Origin of the sequence: Algorimicrobium echini, from assembly GCF_900115185.1 — a bacterium.
GTDB lineage: Bacteria > Bacteroidota > Bacteroidia > Flavobacteriales > Flavobacteriaceae > Algorimicrobium > Algorimicrobium echini.
Genome location: NZ_FOVN01000003.1, coordinates 86049 through 102763, shown reverse-complemented (window position 1 = coordinate 102763; position 16715 = coordinate 86049). Strand labels below are relative to the sequence as shown.

Sequence of the window (16715 nt, the reverse complement as noted above, 5' to 3'; positions counted from 1 at the left end):
ATGGCGAAGGCAACCAAGAAACAGGCTTTAGGTAGAGGTTTATCAGCTTTATTGAAAGACCCTTCAAACGATATAAAAACGAGTCAGGATAAAAATGCCGATCAAGTTATTGGTAATATTGTTGAATTGGATATAGATTCCATCGATATAAACCCATTTCAACCACGAACTAATTTTAACGAAGAAACCTTACGGGAATTAGCATCTTCAATTAAAGAATTAGGAGTTATTCAACCAATTACTGTTAGAAAATTAGATTTTAACAAATTTCAATTGGTATCAGGTGAACGTCGTTTTAGAGCTTCTAAATTGATAGGTTTGGAAACCATTCCAGCCTATATTAGAATTGCAAACGACCAAGAATCGCTTGAAATGGCTTTGGTTGAAAACATACAACGTCAAGATTTAGACCCTATTGAAATAGCATTATCCTACCAACGATTAATTGACGAAATCAATCTAACGCAAGAGCAAATGAGTGATCGTGTTGGTAAAAAACGCTCCACAATTGCTAATTATTTACGCTTACTAAAACTGGATCCTATTATCCAAACTGGTATGCGTGACGGTTTTATTTCTATGGGTCATGGTCGTGCTTTAATTACCATTGAGGACCAGAGTCGCCAATTGGATATTTACGAAAAGATAATTACCAATAAATTATCGGTTCGAGACACGGAAACTTTAGTACGTGATTTTCAAACGGATAAAACGTTAAAATCACCAAAAGAACCAGAAGAACTTCCTAAATTTGTAAAAAAAGGAATTAAAGATTTTTCGGAATACTTCGGACATAAAATAAACGTTAAAGTGTCTAAAAATGGAAAAGGTAATATTTCTATTCCATTTCATTCGGAAGAAGATTTTAATCGTATTTTAAAATTGGTAAAACGTGCTGAATAAATATGCCATAGCGCTGGTTATTATCTTGGCTTTCTGCTGCAATACTTGGGCTCAAGACGATAAAAATTCTGAAGACAAGAAAGAAGTCCAAACAGAAACACCAGAAGAATTGCAAGTAGAAGCTAATAATATTGTTTCAGATCCTATTGATCCGTTAGCTCCTGCTCGTGCCGCATTTTACTCGGCTGTACTTCCTGGTTTAGGCCATGCTTATCTAAAAGAATATTGGAAAATACCTGTTATCTACGCTGGCCTAGGTGTTGGTGTTTATTTTTATCTAGATAATAATAAAGAGTATAATCGATATAGAGATGCTTATAAAAGACGTTTAGCTGGATTTACCGATGATGAATTCTACGGAACGATTAATGATGATGGATTACGTGAAGCGCAAAAAACATTAAGCCGTAATAGGGAGATATCACTTTTGGTTACTTTAGGTATTTATGCTCTAAACATCATCTGGGCTAATGTGGATGCTCATTTATTACAATATAACGTAGATGACAACTTAAGCTTTAAGCCACATTACAAAATTAATGAGTTTGATAATACTGGTAATTTAGGCATTACCGTAAATTTTAAATTTTAAGCATGAAAATAGCACTATTAGGATATGGTAAAATGGGTAAAACCATTGAAAAAATAGCTATTAGTCGTGGACACACAATTGTTATTAAAACCAACGATGAAGATGGTTACGACATTACTACAGCAGATGTTGCTATAGATTTTAGTGTACCCAACGCAGCCTTTTTTAATGTGGTAAAATGTTTTAAAAATGGTGTTCCTGTAATTTCGGGAACAACTGGCTGGCTAGACAATTATAAGAAAGCAGAAGCATTATGCCAAGAGGAAAATGGTGCTTTTATTTATGCATCGAATTTTAGTTTAGGTGTCAACATTTTTTTTGAATTGAATAAACAATTAGCAAAAATGATGTCGAAATTAGAGTCCTATAAAGTCTCAATGGAAGAAATTCATCATACTCAAAAACTAGATGCACCAAGTGGCACGGCTATTACGTTAGCAGAATCTATTATTTCAGAGCATAACACATATACCGACTGGAGCCTACTTTCAAATAAAGAAAACACAATCCCTATTACAGCCAAACGTATTGAAGATGTATCTGGTACACATGCTGTTTCGTACACTAGCAAAACAGATACCATAACTATTGAACACGAAGCACACAATCGGGAAGGGTTTGCTTTAGGCGCTGTAATAGCTGCAGAATGGCTACAAGACAAAACTGGCGTTTACACCATGAAAGATGTGTTAAATATAGGTTAAAACAAAAAAAATAGGTAACAGAAAAAACCTGCTACCGACCAATTAAGACAAAATAAAATATATGGCACTATCACAATGGCTATTAGTTATCCTAATCATCCAAATTATTCATGGTTTAGGAACTTGGAAATTATATATAAAAGCTGGTAGACAAGCTTGGGAAGCATTCGTACCTGTTTACAACGCGGTTATTTTAATGAAAATTATTAATCGCCCTTGGTATTGGACTATTCTACTCTTTTTACCAATTGTTAACCTTATCATGTTTCCTGTTGTTTGGGTGGAAACCGCTAGAAGTTTTGGAAAGAATTCGACAACAGATACCATTTTAGCTTTATTCACTTTAGGCTTTTATAATTACTATTTAAATTATGCTGTAGATGTGCACCATGTAAAAGACAGAAGTTTACATCCGCGAACACCTTTAGGAGATTGGGTAAGCTCGATACTGTTTGCTATAGTTGCGGCAACGGTTGTTCACACCTATCTGATACAACCCTATACAATTCCTACGTCATCTTTAGAGAAATCATTACTGGTTGGCGATTTCCTATTTGTGAGTAAATTCCATTATGGTGCGCGTGTACCGATGTCTACAGTAGCAGCTCCAATGGTGCATGATACGATTCCATTTATTAATAAAAAATCGTATTTATATGACGACAATGTAGAAAATAGAAACACATCATTTATAAATAAACTATCACTACCCTATTTACGTTTACCTGGTTTTCAAGACATTAAACACAATGATATTGTGGTTTTCAACTGGCCTGTAGATACATTATACAACATGTATAAAACAGCAGATAGAAATTATTACAAACCTGTTGATAAGAAAACCAATTATGTAAAACGCGCCGTTGGTGTTCCTGGCGATTCTTTAGAAGTTAGAAATGGTTTTGTTTATATTAATGGCAAGCAGAACGCCCTACCTGATAGAGCTAAATTGCAATTTTCGTATAAAGTAGAAACCAAAAATGGGCCATTCAACAATTACATACTATCAAGCAGATATAATATAACCGATTTCCCACAGTACAATCAGGATTATTCTGTGAGTTATTTTCCAGGTATTTCAGATGAAAATTTAGCTAAATTTAAAAATCATCCAAATGTTAAGAGTATAGAACCTCTTAAACGTGAAAAAGGTGAACGCGAACCAAGTGTTTTTCCTCATGACCCTAATTACAATTGGAATAATGATTGGTTTGGTCCTTTGTATATTCCAGAAGCTGGCGCAACGGTTGACTTAAATTTAGAGGTTTTACCACTTTACAAACGTGCCATTACAGAATATGAAAATAACACCTTACAAGTTAGAGGTAACCAAATTTTTATTAACGGTGACGTTGCAACCAGTTATACGTTCCAGAAAGATTATTATTGGTTAATGGGTGACAATCGTCATAACTCATTAGACGCGCGTTCTTGGGGATTTGTCCCATTTGATCATGTAGTTGGTAAGCCAGTATTTATATGGATGAGTTATAACAGCAATGGCCAAGGGATTAAAGAAAAAATTCGTTGGGAACGTTTATTTACAACCGTAAATGGTAGTGGTGAACCGGTTTCGTATTTTATTCCATTTTTGGTTTTATTAGCCGCTTGGTTTGGTTTTAGTAAATGGCGTAAACATAAAAAAGCCACTAGCTAATTATTAGCTGTAGATTCAACAAGTATCTCTACAAATGAACATCCTTATTCACCCAACATATTTCCCTAATGTTGCGCATTTTGTCGCTATGTGTCAGGCGGAAACTATTACCTTTGAAATGGCTGATAATTTCCAAAAACAAACCTACAGAAACAGAACTTATATTTATGGTGCTAATGGAAAATTGCTATTAAATATTCCCGTTGTTCATACTCAAAAAGACCGTCAGAAATATGTGGATGTACTTACTTTTAATGAGGAAAACTGGCAGCGAAACCACTGGAAATCTATTGAATCGGCCTATAAAACTTCCCCTTTTTTTGAGTTTTATGAAGATGAGTTAAGGCCGTTATTTGAAGAACCAGTTTCTAGTCTGCTCGATTTTAACTTACAATGTTTTCAGACTGTTTGTAATTGCTTGCAATTAGAAATTAAAACCAACCAAACAACCACTTTTGAAAAAAAACCCACTCAATATACAGATTTACGGCATTTAGTAAAAGCTAAAGGCGAAAAAGCACCAAGTTTTGAGTCTTATATTCAAGTATTTAATGATAAGCATGGTTTCATTAACAACTTAAGTATTATAGATTTACTCTGTAATGAAGGCCCAAATGCTTTAAATTACCTAGAGTCGCAAAAAATAGTTTGGTAATGCTACAAAACCTCGTTCATTATAATTTGCACTTCTTACTGCCATTAGTAATAGCTGTAGCGTTTTACAGAACCTATTGGTTAAAAGCATACCTTATTATGGTAGCAACCATGCTTATAGATTTAGATCACCTATTAGCAACACCCATTTTTGATCCAAATAGGTGTAGTATTAACTTTCATCCATTACATACTTATTGGGCAATTGGGTTGTATGTGCTGTTATTAATCCCGAAGAAAACCAGATTAATTGGTATCGGATTGGTAATTCACATTATTGCAGATTCTGCCGACTGTGCATTAATGTAACTTCAAGGTAGTCATTATCGGGTAATGATCCGAATATTTGTTGTCGATGGTTTTAAAATCTGTTATTTCAAAGGAAGGATCACTGAGTATAAAATCAATTCGGATTGGAAAAAACTTGAAGTCGTATGTTCTACCAAATCCATTTCCTGCTTGCTTAAAGGTATCTTTTAAATTGCCTTTCAACTCCTTATAAACATAAGAAAATGCGGTATTATTAAAATCGCCAGAGATAATAACCTTATAAGGACAAGCAGCTTTATGCTCTAAAAACAATTCGGTTTGGAGCTGCTGCATTTCAAAGGTTTGCTCAATACGTTTTAATAAGCGTTCAGAATCTTCCTGCTGCAACTTGTCCATATTAGCATCTATTTTTAAGGATTGTAGATGAATATTATAAATACGAATCGTATCATCAGCTTTAACAATATCAGCAAAAATGGCATTGTTTGATGTTTCAGGAAATTCTACAGAACCCGAATTGATAATGGGATATTGTGATAAAATAACCTGACCGTACTTGGTTTTATTTCCTGATAATTTTTCGAATTTATACTTAAAAGACGATAAATTAACATCAGGATGTGGATGGTATTCTTGAATGGTCAGCACATCTGGTGCTTTATCATTTATTAAATCCACCATTTTCATTGCAATACCTTTTTCAGGAATCCAATCATACAAATTGAATAAGCGCACGTTATAATTCATGACTTTTAATTGGTAATCATGAATTTCATCATCCTCTGAAGAAAATTTATATAGAGACCCAAAACTAAAATACCCTATGATTAAAACAACCAATGATAAAATAAGCTGCTTTTTGAGCTTAATTAACCAATATAAAAAGAAAATAACATTTATAAGAATCAAGAAAGGCACACCCAAACTCAACACAGATAATAAAGCAAACGTTTTAGGCGGAACAAAAGGCAGCAAATACGATAACAACAAAACAAAGGCTAATAGACCATTAATAAGGTATATTATTTTATCTATTAACTTTAAGTTTTTCATATAATTTAAATGAAAATGGTGAGCTAAACTTTAACGCTACCCACTACTTTATTTAGCAATAACTTGTAAATCCTTAAAATAGCATCTTATTTTCCAGCTTTAAACAAAAACTCTTTTTCGGCTTCTGTTAAACTATCATAACCGCTTTTACTAATTTTATCAAGGATGACATCTATTTTTTTCTGATTATTAAACTGATTAAATTCTTCTTTTGAAAAACCAGCTACTTTATCTGACTTCTTCTTATAAACGGTTTTTAATGGTGATTTTTTAGATTTCGAAAAGAGACCCACAAACTGATCCATGTAAGACCCAAACCCTTTCCCAATATCTTTACCCTGCTCTAACTTTTTGGCATAAATATACCCCAAAATAGCACCTCCTAAATGCGCTAAATTACCACCAGCATTTCCACTTATCGGGTCTTTAATTCCCGCAATTATACCTAAAATATCAAAAACAACAATAGCTGCTCCAATGTACCAAAGTTTTAAATTAAAGGTGAAAAAACGAACTTCCATACTAGGCATGTAGGCACATAAAAAAATTAACAATGCACGGATAGCTGCTGAAGCTCCTACCAAACGCGAAGGTGACTTAAATAAATCTGGGAACAAATTATAACCCAATAAAAACAACAAACCGCCAGATATAGCTCCTAGAAAGTACACGTTTAGCCCCATTTTTTTGGAAAATAAATTGGTAAACATGCCGCCAATAAAGTAGAGCCAAATCATATTAAAAAAGAAGTGCCAAAAATCATAATGTATAAAAGCATAGGTAATAACACTCCAAGGTTGCGTAATAAAATTACCAAAAACACTCGGCAATTCAAACCAATTGAAATCGGATTTAAAAAGTAGAGACACTAATAATCCTATTAAATATATAACCAAATTGGCAACAATCAGCTTCTCAAAAATATTGAGATGCTGCAATTTATTCTGTATGTCTTGGTTTAAATTCGTCATACTAATCCCAACGGTTTTTATTGAACTGCGTTTTTTTCCAATACCACATAATTAAAAAACCGGATAAAGCACCACCAAGATGCGCTACATAAGCGGTATTACTTGGACTAAAAAAGGATTGTCCAGTAATAGCAGAAATTAAATCTAATGCAATAATACCTGGTATAAAATACTTGGCTTTAATAGGGACAGGCAGGAAAATCAACATCAATTTAGATTCAGGATACAACATACCAAAAGCGACTAAAACACCCATAATAGCTCCCGACGCTCCTACCATAGTACTATTAAAAACAGTAATAAATTGCTGCATATCTGTAGCTCCCATTATTTGTTGCCAAGCTGTATTATACATACCCGAATTTAAAGTTTCTATAATTTTTGCTTTATCTATTCCAGCTTCAGTTAAAACGTTGAGTCCTGAATAAAAACTAAAATAATAATAACCAATCATTGAAAGTGCTGCACCTAAACCTGATGATATGTAAAAAAACAAGAATTTTTTATCACCAAAGCGTTGTTCAACAGCCGTACCAAACATCCATAAAGCAAACATATTAAAGAAAATATGCATAAAACCACCATGCATAAACATATGTGTAATAATCTGCCATGGTTGAAACGTGGCATTTTGAGGAAAATGCAACGCGAACCAGTTATAAAAGGAGACGTTTTCACCAATTGGGTTTCCTCCTACCGTTAAGGTGCCGACAAACATAACGACATTTATGATAATTAAATGCTTGACAGTATCGGTAATATTATTCATCATAAAATTTTACTTAAATAAATTTTTTATCTATTTCATCAACGCTAATTGTAACGAAAGTTGCTTTGTTGGTCGGTGAACTATTTGGCTCTTTACAAGCAAATAGACTATTAACCAAATGCTCTTGTTCCACTAAAGTTAAAGATTGCCCTCTTTTTATAGCCAAACTCTTCGCCATGGATTTTGCTAACAAATCTGTAGCACTAAAATGTGAATCTGGTACTTCGTTTTCAATATCACTAATTAATTGTTCTAAAATAACAGTCACTTCACTTTCGGGAACACTGATAGGAACACCTGATATTTCAATATGATCATTATGAAAATTGGCAAAAACAAAACCAGTGTGCTCTAAATCTTCCTGAACACCTTTAATACAATCCATTTCTTGTTGCGATAAAAATACTAAAACAGGAAATAACAATTGCTGACTCACGCTTTCTTTAATAGTAATATGCTTTAAAAAACTTTCGTATAAAATACGTTGGTGTGCACGATGCTGATCTATAACCAACATACCTGATTTTATGGTACTCACTACATATTTATTATGTAATTGGTAGGTAGATTGCTTCGTATCTAAACTGGCATCGTCTTGAAATATATTTCTGGTTTCTTCCGAACTTTCAAACTGGATTTCATTAAAATCGGTTGCAGATTTAGTGCTTTTAGATTCCATACCAACGTACAGACTTTCCCAACTTCCTGCTGGTTCTTTTTTATATGATGGACTAAAAGATGATTTAGATTGTCTTTCTTCTTGAAATGGATTAAAAGCCCGATCTACTTCAATTTTAGGTGCTTTAGCCTGCTTGTTTTGGAAATTATAAGGTGTATCAAAATTTGCGTCACGATCAAAATCTAAAACTGGTGCAATACTAAATTGCCCTAAACTATGTTTTACTGCGGACCTTAAAATAGCATACAAGGTATGCTCATCATCAAACTTAATTTCTGTTTTTGTTGGATGAATATTAATATCAATGGTTTGCGGATTTACGGTTAAATCTAAAAAGTAACTCGCATGTGTGCCATCTTTTAATAAACCATCAAATGCAGAATTTATGGCATGATTCAGATAGGCACTTTTTATAAAACGATTATTGACAAAAAAGAATTGTTCGCCACGTGTTTTCTTGGCGTATTCTGGTTTTCCTACAAATCCTGAAACGGTTAAAACTTCAGTTGTTTCATTTACAGGAACTAATTTTTCATTGGTTTTAGTGCCGAAAATATTGACAATGCGTTGTCTGAAATTACTGATTGGCAAGTGAAATGTTTCACTACCGTTATGATACATAGAAAATTGAATAGAAGGATGCGCTAATGCTACCCGATGAAACTCATCAATAATATGACGCAATTCAACCGTATTCGATTTTAAAAAATTACGACGTGCTGGAATATTAAAGAACAAATTTTTAACAGCAATAGAGGTTCCTGTTGGTGTTACAACAACTTCTTGCGCTTTCACTTCGCTACCCGCAATAACTATTTGCGTGCCAACATCATCTGATTCTTGTTTGGTTTTTAGCTCCACATGAGCAATAGCAGCAATACTTGCCAATGCTTCGCCACGAAATCCCTTAGTACTTAGTTGAAATAAATCGTCAGCCGATTTAATTTTAGATGTTGCATGACGCTCAAAGCTAAAACGCGCATCTGTAACACTCATCCCAGAACCATTATCAATTACTTGAACGAGGGTTTTTCCGGCATCTTTTATAAGTAGTTTAATTTCGGAAGCTTGGGCATCAATAGCATTTTCTAAAAGCTCTTTTACTACGGAAGCTGGCCTTTGAACAACTTCACCTGCAGCAATTTGATTGGCAACATGATCGGGTAATAATTGAATAATGTCTGCCATTAGTTTTCAGGAAGGAATATGGATAAATCGAAACCAATTATCAGTAAAAATATAAAAACTAAAACCGCAATAATGATCAATACACGTCTATTGGCATGTTCATCAGCATTGTTTTTATAATCGTCCCAAGCGGTATTTATCTTTGTTTTTAAACCACCACTACTTCCAACGGTTGAGCGAAAATCATCAAACTTATGCTTTATTTCGTAGGGATTTCCTTCACCTTTATAATGACGTGGTGTGTAGCTGTATTTTTTATTTTTTCGTGTATTAAAAACTCCCATAATCGTGTATTATTCATAGCGACCTAGAACATAAATCACTATTAATATAGTAATCAAAAACAAGACCAAAAATAAAGGAGAGGTTAGAAAATTACTTTTTCGCTTTCTAGTACCTTTTAAACTTTGCCATTTTGTCTGAATATCATCGGATTGATTTTTTTCAGTAGCATCTTGGAATCTTGGTTTGTAATTAAAGCGTTTATTTTTTTTAGCCACTTTACTTTCTAATTAGTTGCTTTAACTTCAAAAGTACTGAATTTGCAAGGAAAAAGGACATCCTGTTTGCCAAAAATTGTTAACAATATCCTGCTGATTGGCTCATGAAATTGGCTCATGCCTATAAACGCCTGTAAAAAAATGTAAGAGTTTAGAAAGTCTACTTATTCAATTCGGCCATTTTTATAGCAGCAATAGCGGCTTCTGTACCTTTATTTCCATGTTTTCCACCGGAACGATCTATAGACTGTTGGATGTTATTATCTGTTAAAACACAAAAAATAACAGGCACATTCTGCAAAACGTTTAGGTCTTTAATGCCTTGAGTAACGCCTTCACATACAAAATCAAAATGTTTGGTTTCGCCTTGAATAACACTACCAATAGCGATAACGGCATCAACTTGCTGTTGTTGCATTTTTTTACAACCATAAATTAACTCAAAACTACCGGGAACATTCCAACGAATAATATTCTCTGCTAAAACATGATTATCCAATAAAGCCTGGATTGCGCCTTTATAAAGTCCTTCCGTTATGGTATCATTCCATTCTGAAACAACAATCCCAAACCGAAAGTTTTTCGCGTTTGGGATTGTAGCTTTATCGTATTCTGATAAATTTTTATTTTCTGTAGCCATGTATTAGTTACTTGCCAAAGCCTCTGCTTTTCCAATAAAGATGTCAATATTAGTCCCTTCAGTAGAGGTTGGGTAGTTTTCTTTAATAGTTTTAAAATGTTTAAGCGCTACATCTGTTTTGCCTAAATCTAAAGCTATAATACCTGCTTTATATAAAAACATTGGTGTTGTAAATTCGTTCGAGCGCATTTTAGCAGCTTCTTCATAATAACCTAACGCATCTTCTTGTTGGTTTAATTGTACAAAGGCATCACCGATACAGCCTTTAGCCATTGGTGCTAAGATTTCATCATCACTTGAAAAATTACCTAAATACGACACGGCATTTTTGTAATCTTTCATATTCAAATATGCCATACCAGCATAATAATTTGCCATATTAGCCGATGGTGTTCCGCTATATTCAGAGATTATATCTAACATACCAAATTTACCTTCACCACCATTTAAAGCCAAGCTAAATAACGAATCTTTTTCAGATGTTGCATTTACTGCTTGATCATAGTATTTTTGGGCTTGGTACATATCATTCATAGCTTCCGTTTGCTTTGGTTTAGCTATAAACTCATTATAACCTAAATATCCTAAAACGACGGCTGCTACCAAACCAATAATAATAAAAATGTATTTCTGATTGCCAATTACCCAATCTTCCGTCTTGGAGGCACTTTCATCAAGTGTGTTAAAAACTTCAGCTGTTGTTGAGTGTTCTTCAACATCATGCTGCTTTTCTTCTTTTGTTTCTGGTTTATATCCTCTCTTCTTGTACGTTGCCATATATTTTTAATTAATGCGGTGCAAAAATATAATTTTTCTTTAGATTAGAAAGCCTATTTATTTGTTATTTTTCAATAATTTGCACATCCTTTACGTAAAACCCCATTTAAGTTTCTTTTTATATGATTCTGAAATCCTTATCGGTACTCAATTATAAAAATTTTGATGAGCGTAGCTTTGTTTTCAATGAAAAAATAAACTGCTTTGTTGGTAATAATGGCGTGGGTAAAACCAATGTTTTAGATGCTATCTACCATCTGTCATTTGGAAAAAGTTATTTTAATCCCATTGCGTCTCAAAACATAAAACATGATGAAGCCTTCTTTGTTGTGAACGGGGAATATGAAAAAAATGAGGTCTCAGAAAAAATTGTAGTGAGTTTAAAGCGCGGTCAGAAAAAGATTATCAAACGAAACGGTAAAATTTATGATAAATATAGTGACCATATAGGTTTTTTACCTTTAGTGATTATTTCACCAGCCGATCGGGATTTAATTATTGAAGGGAGTGCTACCAGACGAAAGTTTATGGATGGTGTTATTTCACAAAGTGATAAAAATTACTTAAACACCCTTTTAAAGTATAATAAAGTAGTCGCACAACGAAATTCACTTTTGAAATACTTTGCTCTAAATCATACTTTTAATCAAGACACTTTAGAAGTTTACAATTTACAACTAGATCAATATGGGCATGAAATTCATGGAAAACGTCAAGCATTTTTAGAAACGTTTATCCCCATTTTTAAGGAACGATATAAGGCTATTAGTAGTGGAAACGAGTCCGTAGAATTGGTTTATGAAAGCGATTTAACAAATCATCGTTTAGAAATGCTTTTAAAAACCGTAATTAATAAAGATAAAGCCATACAATATACCAGTGTTGGCATTCATAAAGACGACTTGATTTTTAACATTGCCGAACATCCTATTAAAAAATTTGGGAGCCAAGGTCAGCAAAAATCTTTTTTAATCGCTTTGAAATTGGCGCAATTCGATTTTATAAAATCTAGAAGCCAAGTGAATCCCATTTTGCTTTTAGATGATATTTTTGATAAATTAGATGAACAACGCGTATCTCAAATTATAAAATTGGTGGATGATGAAAATTTTGGCCAACTTTTTATAAGCGATACACACGCAGATCGTACTGAAGCAGTGGTTAAACAAGTACACCAATCCTACGAAATTTTTAAATTATAGAACCATTTTTAATTATGATACAGAAACTTCAAAAAATTACCACTCTCCTAGTTCTGATGATGGTTTTATCTGGTTGCACTAATAATCCCGAAGACTATTTGGAACATTTAGAAGGGTATTGGGAAATTGAGCGTGTTATATTAAATGACGGGAGTACCAAAGAGTATTCTTATAATGACACCGTAGATTTTATTAGTTTAGAAGATTCTCAAACAGGCATTCGAAAAAAAATGAAACCCAATTTTATGGGTACTTTTGAAACATCCAAAGATGCAGAAAACTTTACCATAAAAATTGAAAATGACAGCATGAACGTGTACTATAAAACACCATTTGATACTTGGAAAGAAACGGTTTTACTAGCCACGAAAAATCAATTAAAGGTAATAAATAAAAACAACGCGATATTTTTGTACAAGCGCTACAAACCCATAAATATTAATTAAAAACAGAGTTCCACCATCGTGGATAAAACATATGGCCAAACGAAATAACGAAAATTTATCCATTGCTGACGCTTTAAAAGAATTTGTAGAAACCAACAGATTGGAACAAGGGCTAAATGCCATAAACGTTCAAGATGCTTGGCAAAACATGATGGGAAATGGTGTCAATAATTACACAACTGCTATTCAGTTAAAAGGTGAAATATTATATGTTCAATTAAGTTCTAGCGTGCTTCGGGAGGAGTTAAGCTACGGAAAAGAAAAAATTGTAACGATGCTGAATGATCATCTAGGGAAGCAAATTATTAAGGAAATAGTGCTTCGTTAGTTGTTTGCTCTTTAAAATATGACACAAAACATAGAATAAATACTCGTTAAACTTTAATTTAAAACAATCGCGAGAATATTTCATATTTCTCATGACACTAAGAAAGGTTAGTGAAATTCAAAAATATTTTCAAAAACAAAAAATCCTGCAATTTGCAGGATTTTTTGTTTAAGATATACTTACTATTTATTCTTTTATCAGTTTTATAACGGTATTTGCATTTTGGCTGTAAACTTTCATAAAATATAAACCCGAAGCCACACTCGATATATCTATAGTGGCTGAATCCTGAATATTTGATAAATCTATAGATTTAACTAAACGGCCATTAATATCCATAACATCCGCTTTAACTAAATTAAGATGATCCATATTTTTCATAATAAACTGACCGTGAGACGGGTTTGGGTATACTTTTATGCCGTTTTCCAATGCTGAAAAATCTTCAACAGATAAGGCATAAGCACAGTTGTAAACCGTAACTTCATCTAAAAACCAGCCTTCTCGTCCATTGCAACCATCACTTCCTAAATCGAATCTAAATTGAATGTTACTATTAGCAACAACACCTAAAGCAGATAGATTAATGACACTTGTTCCCCAACTACCACTATTCGATCCACCATCCGAACCAGTAAAAGCATCTTGTCCTTCCATTGGATTATCATTGCCATCTGAAGCTGGATTAATGGCATCATTATAACCGTTTACAATAAATGCTGTAACAGGAATTAATGTCCAATTACCAGTATCTAATTTATATTTAATATTTACACCATCCCAATTTGGTTCAGTTGAAACGTAATGATTAAAGGCCATTTCAAATGTGCCTTCATTAAAGTCAGGTATCTCAATGACAGGACTTTCCAAACTCATAATTCCATTTTGAAAACTAGTTTGACAATTACCACCATAGGTATCACCAATTGGCGCATTTACAGCAAACATACCGCTTCCAATTCTACCACTTGGTAAACTGCTTTGTATTTGCCAATCTCGTGCAATCCAGGTTGATGATGTTTGTAATTGATAGACTGTCCAGCCATCAACTCCTGTTTCCCAATCTTCAACGTAAATTGGATTATCTTGAGCGTTTTGACACAGATCTGGAGCCATACCAATTACTGCTGTAAATCCGCATTGCTCTGGTTCGATACGTAATTCTACGGCAAGAATAGCTTTTACTAATTCGTTATAATCTGCCATGGTTAGAAATTCATTAGATGGTCCTGCAGGTGCATTTTCTGTAGACAATCCTTCTAAATTAATACCTAATAAATCTGTACAAGATGCTTCAAGCGCGTCTGCCAGCGTAAAGAAATCGCTAGTAGCTGTTAAATAGGTGCTTTGCGCACGCCAAAAAATATGTGCTGCTTTTGTCAAGCCAATGCCATTAATAGTTTGTCCATTATAGGTACCTCCATCAACCAAAAGTGCATAGGCGTGATTTGGAATACCAGAATTAGAATGAACACCTCCAAAATCACCTTCGCCGCATCTATATATGCCGTCAGTTACTTTTCCTGGGTCGTTATTACATGGTGGATTCCACATATCGCGAATAGCACCACCAAAGGCAGTCGCATCTTCGCCAATTCGCCAACGGTCAGAACTATTGCAGCCCGTTCTTAAGGATACATCATCATCTTCATCCGCGTAATCATTTAATAAATCAACCGTTTCTCCCCATATATCTGAAAACGATTCATTGATTGCACCCGATTGCCATGCGTAAATTAAGCCACTTGTATATTCAGTATAAGCGTGTCCCCATTCATGCGCAACCACGTCATCAGTTGCTGTACCATTACAATAGTTAGCAGAAACTCCATTCCAGTTTGCATTAGGACAATTAAAATTGGGAATGTTACTGTTATTAATGGTTATCATTTGCGCATCCGCATTATTATAAGACACATACCCAAAAGCATTATTAAAAAAATTATAAACATGACCAGAAGCTACCACCTCATTTCGCTGCCAAATAGTCAAATTACCTGGAAAAACATCACCCTCTTGCCAAGCAACAGTAGTTGTATCTCCTTCGTAAACAATACGATCTAGTGCATGTGGCATACCAGTAAATTGCTCCACCAAAGTACCATCATGCGCATTGATATATACATATTCACGAACATCCGCATCATTTCTGGCTTCTACTTCATAAACCAAATAACTAGAACCCAAATTATTTTCAATAAGGCCTTTTTGAAAAACAAATAAATTGGTTTTGTGTGCAAAAACGGTTTCACCAGAATAGTTAATATCTTGTTTTGCTAACATATTTAGAGCAGCAGCATTTGCCGCTTGCTCTGAAATTGAAGGAACAGCATTTACTTTAATATTTGTAATGTAGTTGCCATTAATTGCAGTTAGTTGATTAGAATGATTAAAATGAAATCGCAATTGGCCATCAAAAACAGGAACACCTTGATGATGCTGATTCAGGGTTACACTTTGAAAACCATAATTGTCTTTTCTAGCGAGTTGAAATGTGAAGTTGCTTAAATCTTGTGTGTCATTAAATAGCCCTTTATTGGTTTCCAAAAACATTTGAATTTTTTCATGAAGTGTAACACCTGATAGGGTTATTGGCTCATGAAACCTAATAAATTCTGGAACACCAGATTGCGAGTTAACTGTAATTTGAGCTTGTGTATTCAGCTTCAATTTATCTATAGCTTTTTGTTTATTTTGAGCTAATAATAAGGTAGAAAACAGGACACAAACTAATAAAGCATAGTTTGTTTTTTTCATAGCATTCTTTTTTAGAATGTTACGAAGATACCGTTTAGAATAAAAAAAGCCTAAAATGTATTAACATTTTAGGCTTTTATATCTATAAGTTGCTTTATAATTAAAACATTTCACGACCAGAAAAATGAAAAGCACCTTCTATAGCTGCATTTTCATCACTGTCACTTCCATGAACTGCATTTTCTCCCATTGAAGTTGCATATAGCTTACGGATAGTTCCTTCGGCAGCATCTGCTGGATTTGTAGCACCAATTAAGGTTCTAAAATCTTCAACAGCATTATCTTTTTCTAAAATGGCAGCTACAATAGGACCACGTGTCATAAACTCAACCAACTCGCCAAAAAATGGACGTTCGCTATGAACTGCGTAAAAAGCTTCCGCATCAGCCTGAGTCATTTGTGTTTTTTTCATTGCTACGATTCTAAAACCTGAAGCATTGATTTTTTCTAAAATTGCGCCAATGTGTCCGTTTTCAACTGCATCTGGCTTAAGCATGGTAAATGTTCTATTTGTTGCCATTCTTTTGTAAGTTATGTTTCTATTAATATATTTCTATTATAAGAGAGGGTATTCAATTAAATTTCTTTCCCTTAAATTTCGTGCAAAAGTAATGTATTTCTTAAT

The 16715-nt window shown here is 33.8% G+C and carries 18 protein-coding genes; 9 read left to right on the top strand and 9 right to left on the bottom strand.

The features are described from left to right. The 6 genes from BM239_RS09120 (at window position 1) to BM239_RS09095 (ending at window position 4819) form a co-directional block, all read left to right on the top strand. Window positions 1–903, top strand: coding sequence for a ParB/RepB/Spo0J family partition protein (locus BM239_RS09120; RefSeq protein ID WP_092207813.1), 903 nt, complete (start codon window positions 1–3; stop codon window positions 901–903). Then, window positions 893–1495, top strand: coding sequence for a DUF5683 domain-containing protein (locus tag BM239_RS09115; protein ID WP_092207811.1), 603 nt, complete (start codon window positions 893–895; stop codon window positions 1493–1495). The genes BM239_RS09120 and BM239_RS09115 overlap by 11 nt, the downstream gene beginning before the upstream one ends. 2 nt (window positions 1496–1497) lie before the next feature. Next, a complete protein-coding gene (dapB, locus tag BM239_RS09110) occupies window positions 1498–2199 on the top strand; it encodes a 4-hydroxy-tetrahydrodipicolinate reductase (RefSeq protein WP_092207809.1) in 702 nt (233 codons plus the stop codon). A gap of 61 nt (window positions 2200–2260) precedes the next feature. Continuing rightward, complete coding sequence (gene lepB / locus BM239_RS09105) at window positions 2261–3856, top strand: signal peptidase I (protein ID WP_092207807.1); 1596 nt, start codon at window positions 2261–2263, stop codon at window positions 3854–3856. 34 nt (window positions 3857–3890) lie between these two features. Beyond that, window positions 3891–4511, top strand: a complete 621-nt coding sequence (locus tag BM239_RS09100) for a WbqC family protein (RefSeq protein WP_092207805.1) — start codon at window positions 3891–3893, stop codon at window positions 4509–4511. Further along, the gene (locus BM239_RS09095; protein WP_092207804.1) at window positions 4511–4819 is read left to right on the top strand and encodes a DUF6122 family protein; all 309 of its coding nucleotides are present in this window, start codon (window positions 4511–4513) and stop codon (window positions 4817–4819) included. Before BM239_RS09100 ends, BM239_RS09095 begins: the two co-directional genes overlap by 1 nt. On the opposite strand, the gene BM239_RS09090 is transcribed toward BM239_RS09095, so the two are convergent. The 7 genes from BM239_RS09090 to BM239_RS09055 form a co-directional block, all read right to left on the bottom strand. Continuing rightward, window positions 4811–5833, bottom strand: coding sequence for an endonuclease/exonuclease/phosphatase family protein (locus BM239_RS09090; RefSeq protein WP_092207802.1), 1023 nt, complete (start codon window positions 5831–5833; stop codon window positions 4811–4813). The two genes, BM239_RS09095 and BM239_RS09090, sit on opposite strands and share 9 nt — an antisense overlap. Window positions 5834–5919: 86 nt before the next feature. Continuing rightward, window positions 5920–6804 carry a rhomboid family protein gene (locus tag BM239_RS09085; RefSeq protein WP_092207800.1) on the bottom strand — a complete coding sequence of 295 codons (885 nt, stop codon included), beginning with the start codon at window positions 6802–6804 and terminating at the stop codon, window positions 5920–5922. Between the two features lies 1 nt (window position 6805). After that, window positions 6806–7573: a rhomboid family intramembrane serine protease gene (locus BM239_RS09080; protein ID WP_177209024.1), complete on the bottom strand. Its 768-nt coding sequence runs from the start codon at window positions 7571–7573 to the stop codon at window positions 6806–6808. 13 nt (window positions 7574–7586) lie between these two features. Beyond that, the gene (gene mutL / locus BM239_RS09075) at window positions 7587–9440 is read right to left on the bottom strand and encodes a DNA mismatch repair endonuclease MutL (RefSeq protein WP_092207796.1); all 1854 of its coding nucleotides are present in this window, start codon (window positions 9438–9440) and stop codon (window positions 7587–7589) included. Beyond that, window positions 9440–9724, bottom strand: a complete 285-nt coding sequence (locus BM239_RS09070; protein WP_092207794.1) for a riboflavin synthase subunit beta — start codon at window positions 9722–9724, stop codon at window positions 9440–9442. Before BM239_RS09070 ends, mutL begins: the two co-directional genes overlap by 1 nt. A gap of 376 nt (window positions 9725–10100) precedes the next feature. Further along, window positions 10101–10580 carry a 6,7-dimethyl-8-ribityllumazine synthase gene (ribH, locus tag BM239_RS09060; RefSeq protein ID WP_092207790.1) on the bottom strand — a complete coding sequence of 160 codons (480 nt, stop codon included), beginning with the start codon at window positions 10578–10580 and terminating at the stop codon, window positions 10101–10103. A gap of 3 nt (window positions 10581–10583) precedes the next feature. Then, window positions 10584–11357, bottom strand: coding sequence for a tetratricopeptide repeat protein (locus BM239_RS09055; protein ID WP_092207788.1), 774 nt, complete (start codon window positions 11355–11357; stop codon window positions 10584–10586). A 122-nt stretch (window positions 11358–11479) separates the two neighbouring features. Here BM239_RS09055 and recF point away from each other — a divergent pair, with 122 nt between their 5' ends. Genes recF through BM239_RS09040 form a run of 3 tightly spaced genes read left to right on the top strand, consistent with a single transcriptional unit; the run spans window position 11480 to window position 13333 of the window. Beyond that, the gene (recF, locus tag BM239_RS09050) at window positions 11480–12559 is read left to right on the top strand and encodes a DNA replication/repair protein RecF (RefSeq protein WP_092207786.1); all 1080 of its coding nucleotides are present in this window, start codon (window positions 11480–11482) and stop codon (window positions 12557–12559) included. A 14-nt stretch (window positions 12560–12573) separates the two neighbouring features. Continuing rightward, window positions 12574–13005 carry a hypothetical protein gene (locus BM239_RS09045; protein ID WP_092207784.1) on the top strand — a complete coding sequence of 144 codons (432 nt, stop codon included), beginning with the start codon at window positions 12574–12576 and terminating at the stop codon, window positions 13003–13005. 31 nt (window positions 13006–13036) lie between these two features. Next, window positions 13037–13333, top strand: coding sequence for a DciA family protein (locus BM239_RS09040; protein WP_092207782.1), 297 nt, complete (start codon window positions 13037–13039; stop codon window positions 13331–13333). 186 nt (window positions 13334–13519) lie between these two features. On the opposite strand, the gene BM239_RS09035 is transcribed toward BM239_RS09040, so the two are convergent. Beyond that, on the bottom strand, window positions 13520–16090 hold the full coding sequence (locus tag BM239_RS09035) for a M4 family metallopeptidase (RefSeq protein ID WP_092207780.1): 2571 nt from the start codon (window positions 16088–16090) through the stop codon (window positions 13520–13522). 100 nt (window positions 16091–16190) lie between these two features. Then, complete coding sequence (locus tag BM239_RS09030) at window positions 16191–16610, bottom strand: nucleoside-diphosphate kinase (RefSeq protein ID WP_092207778.1); 420 nt, start codon at window positions 16608–16610, stop codon at window positions 16191–16193. Between the last annotated feature and the right edge of the window lie 105 nt (window positions 16611–16715).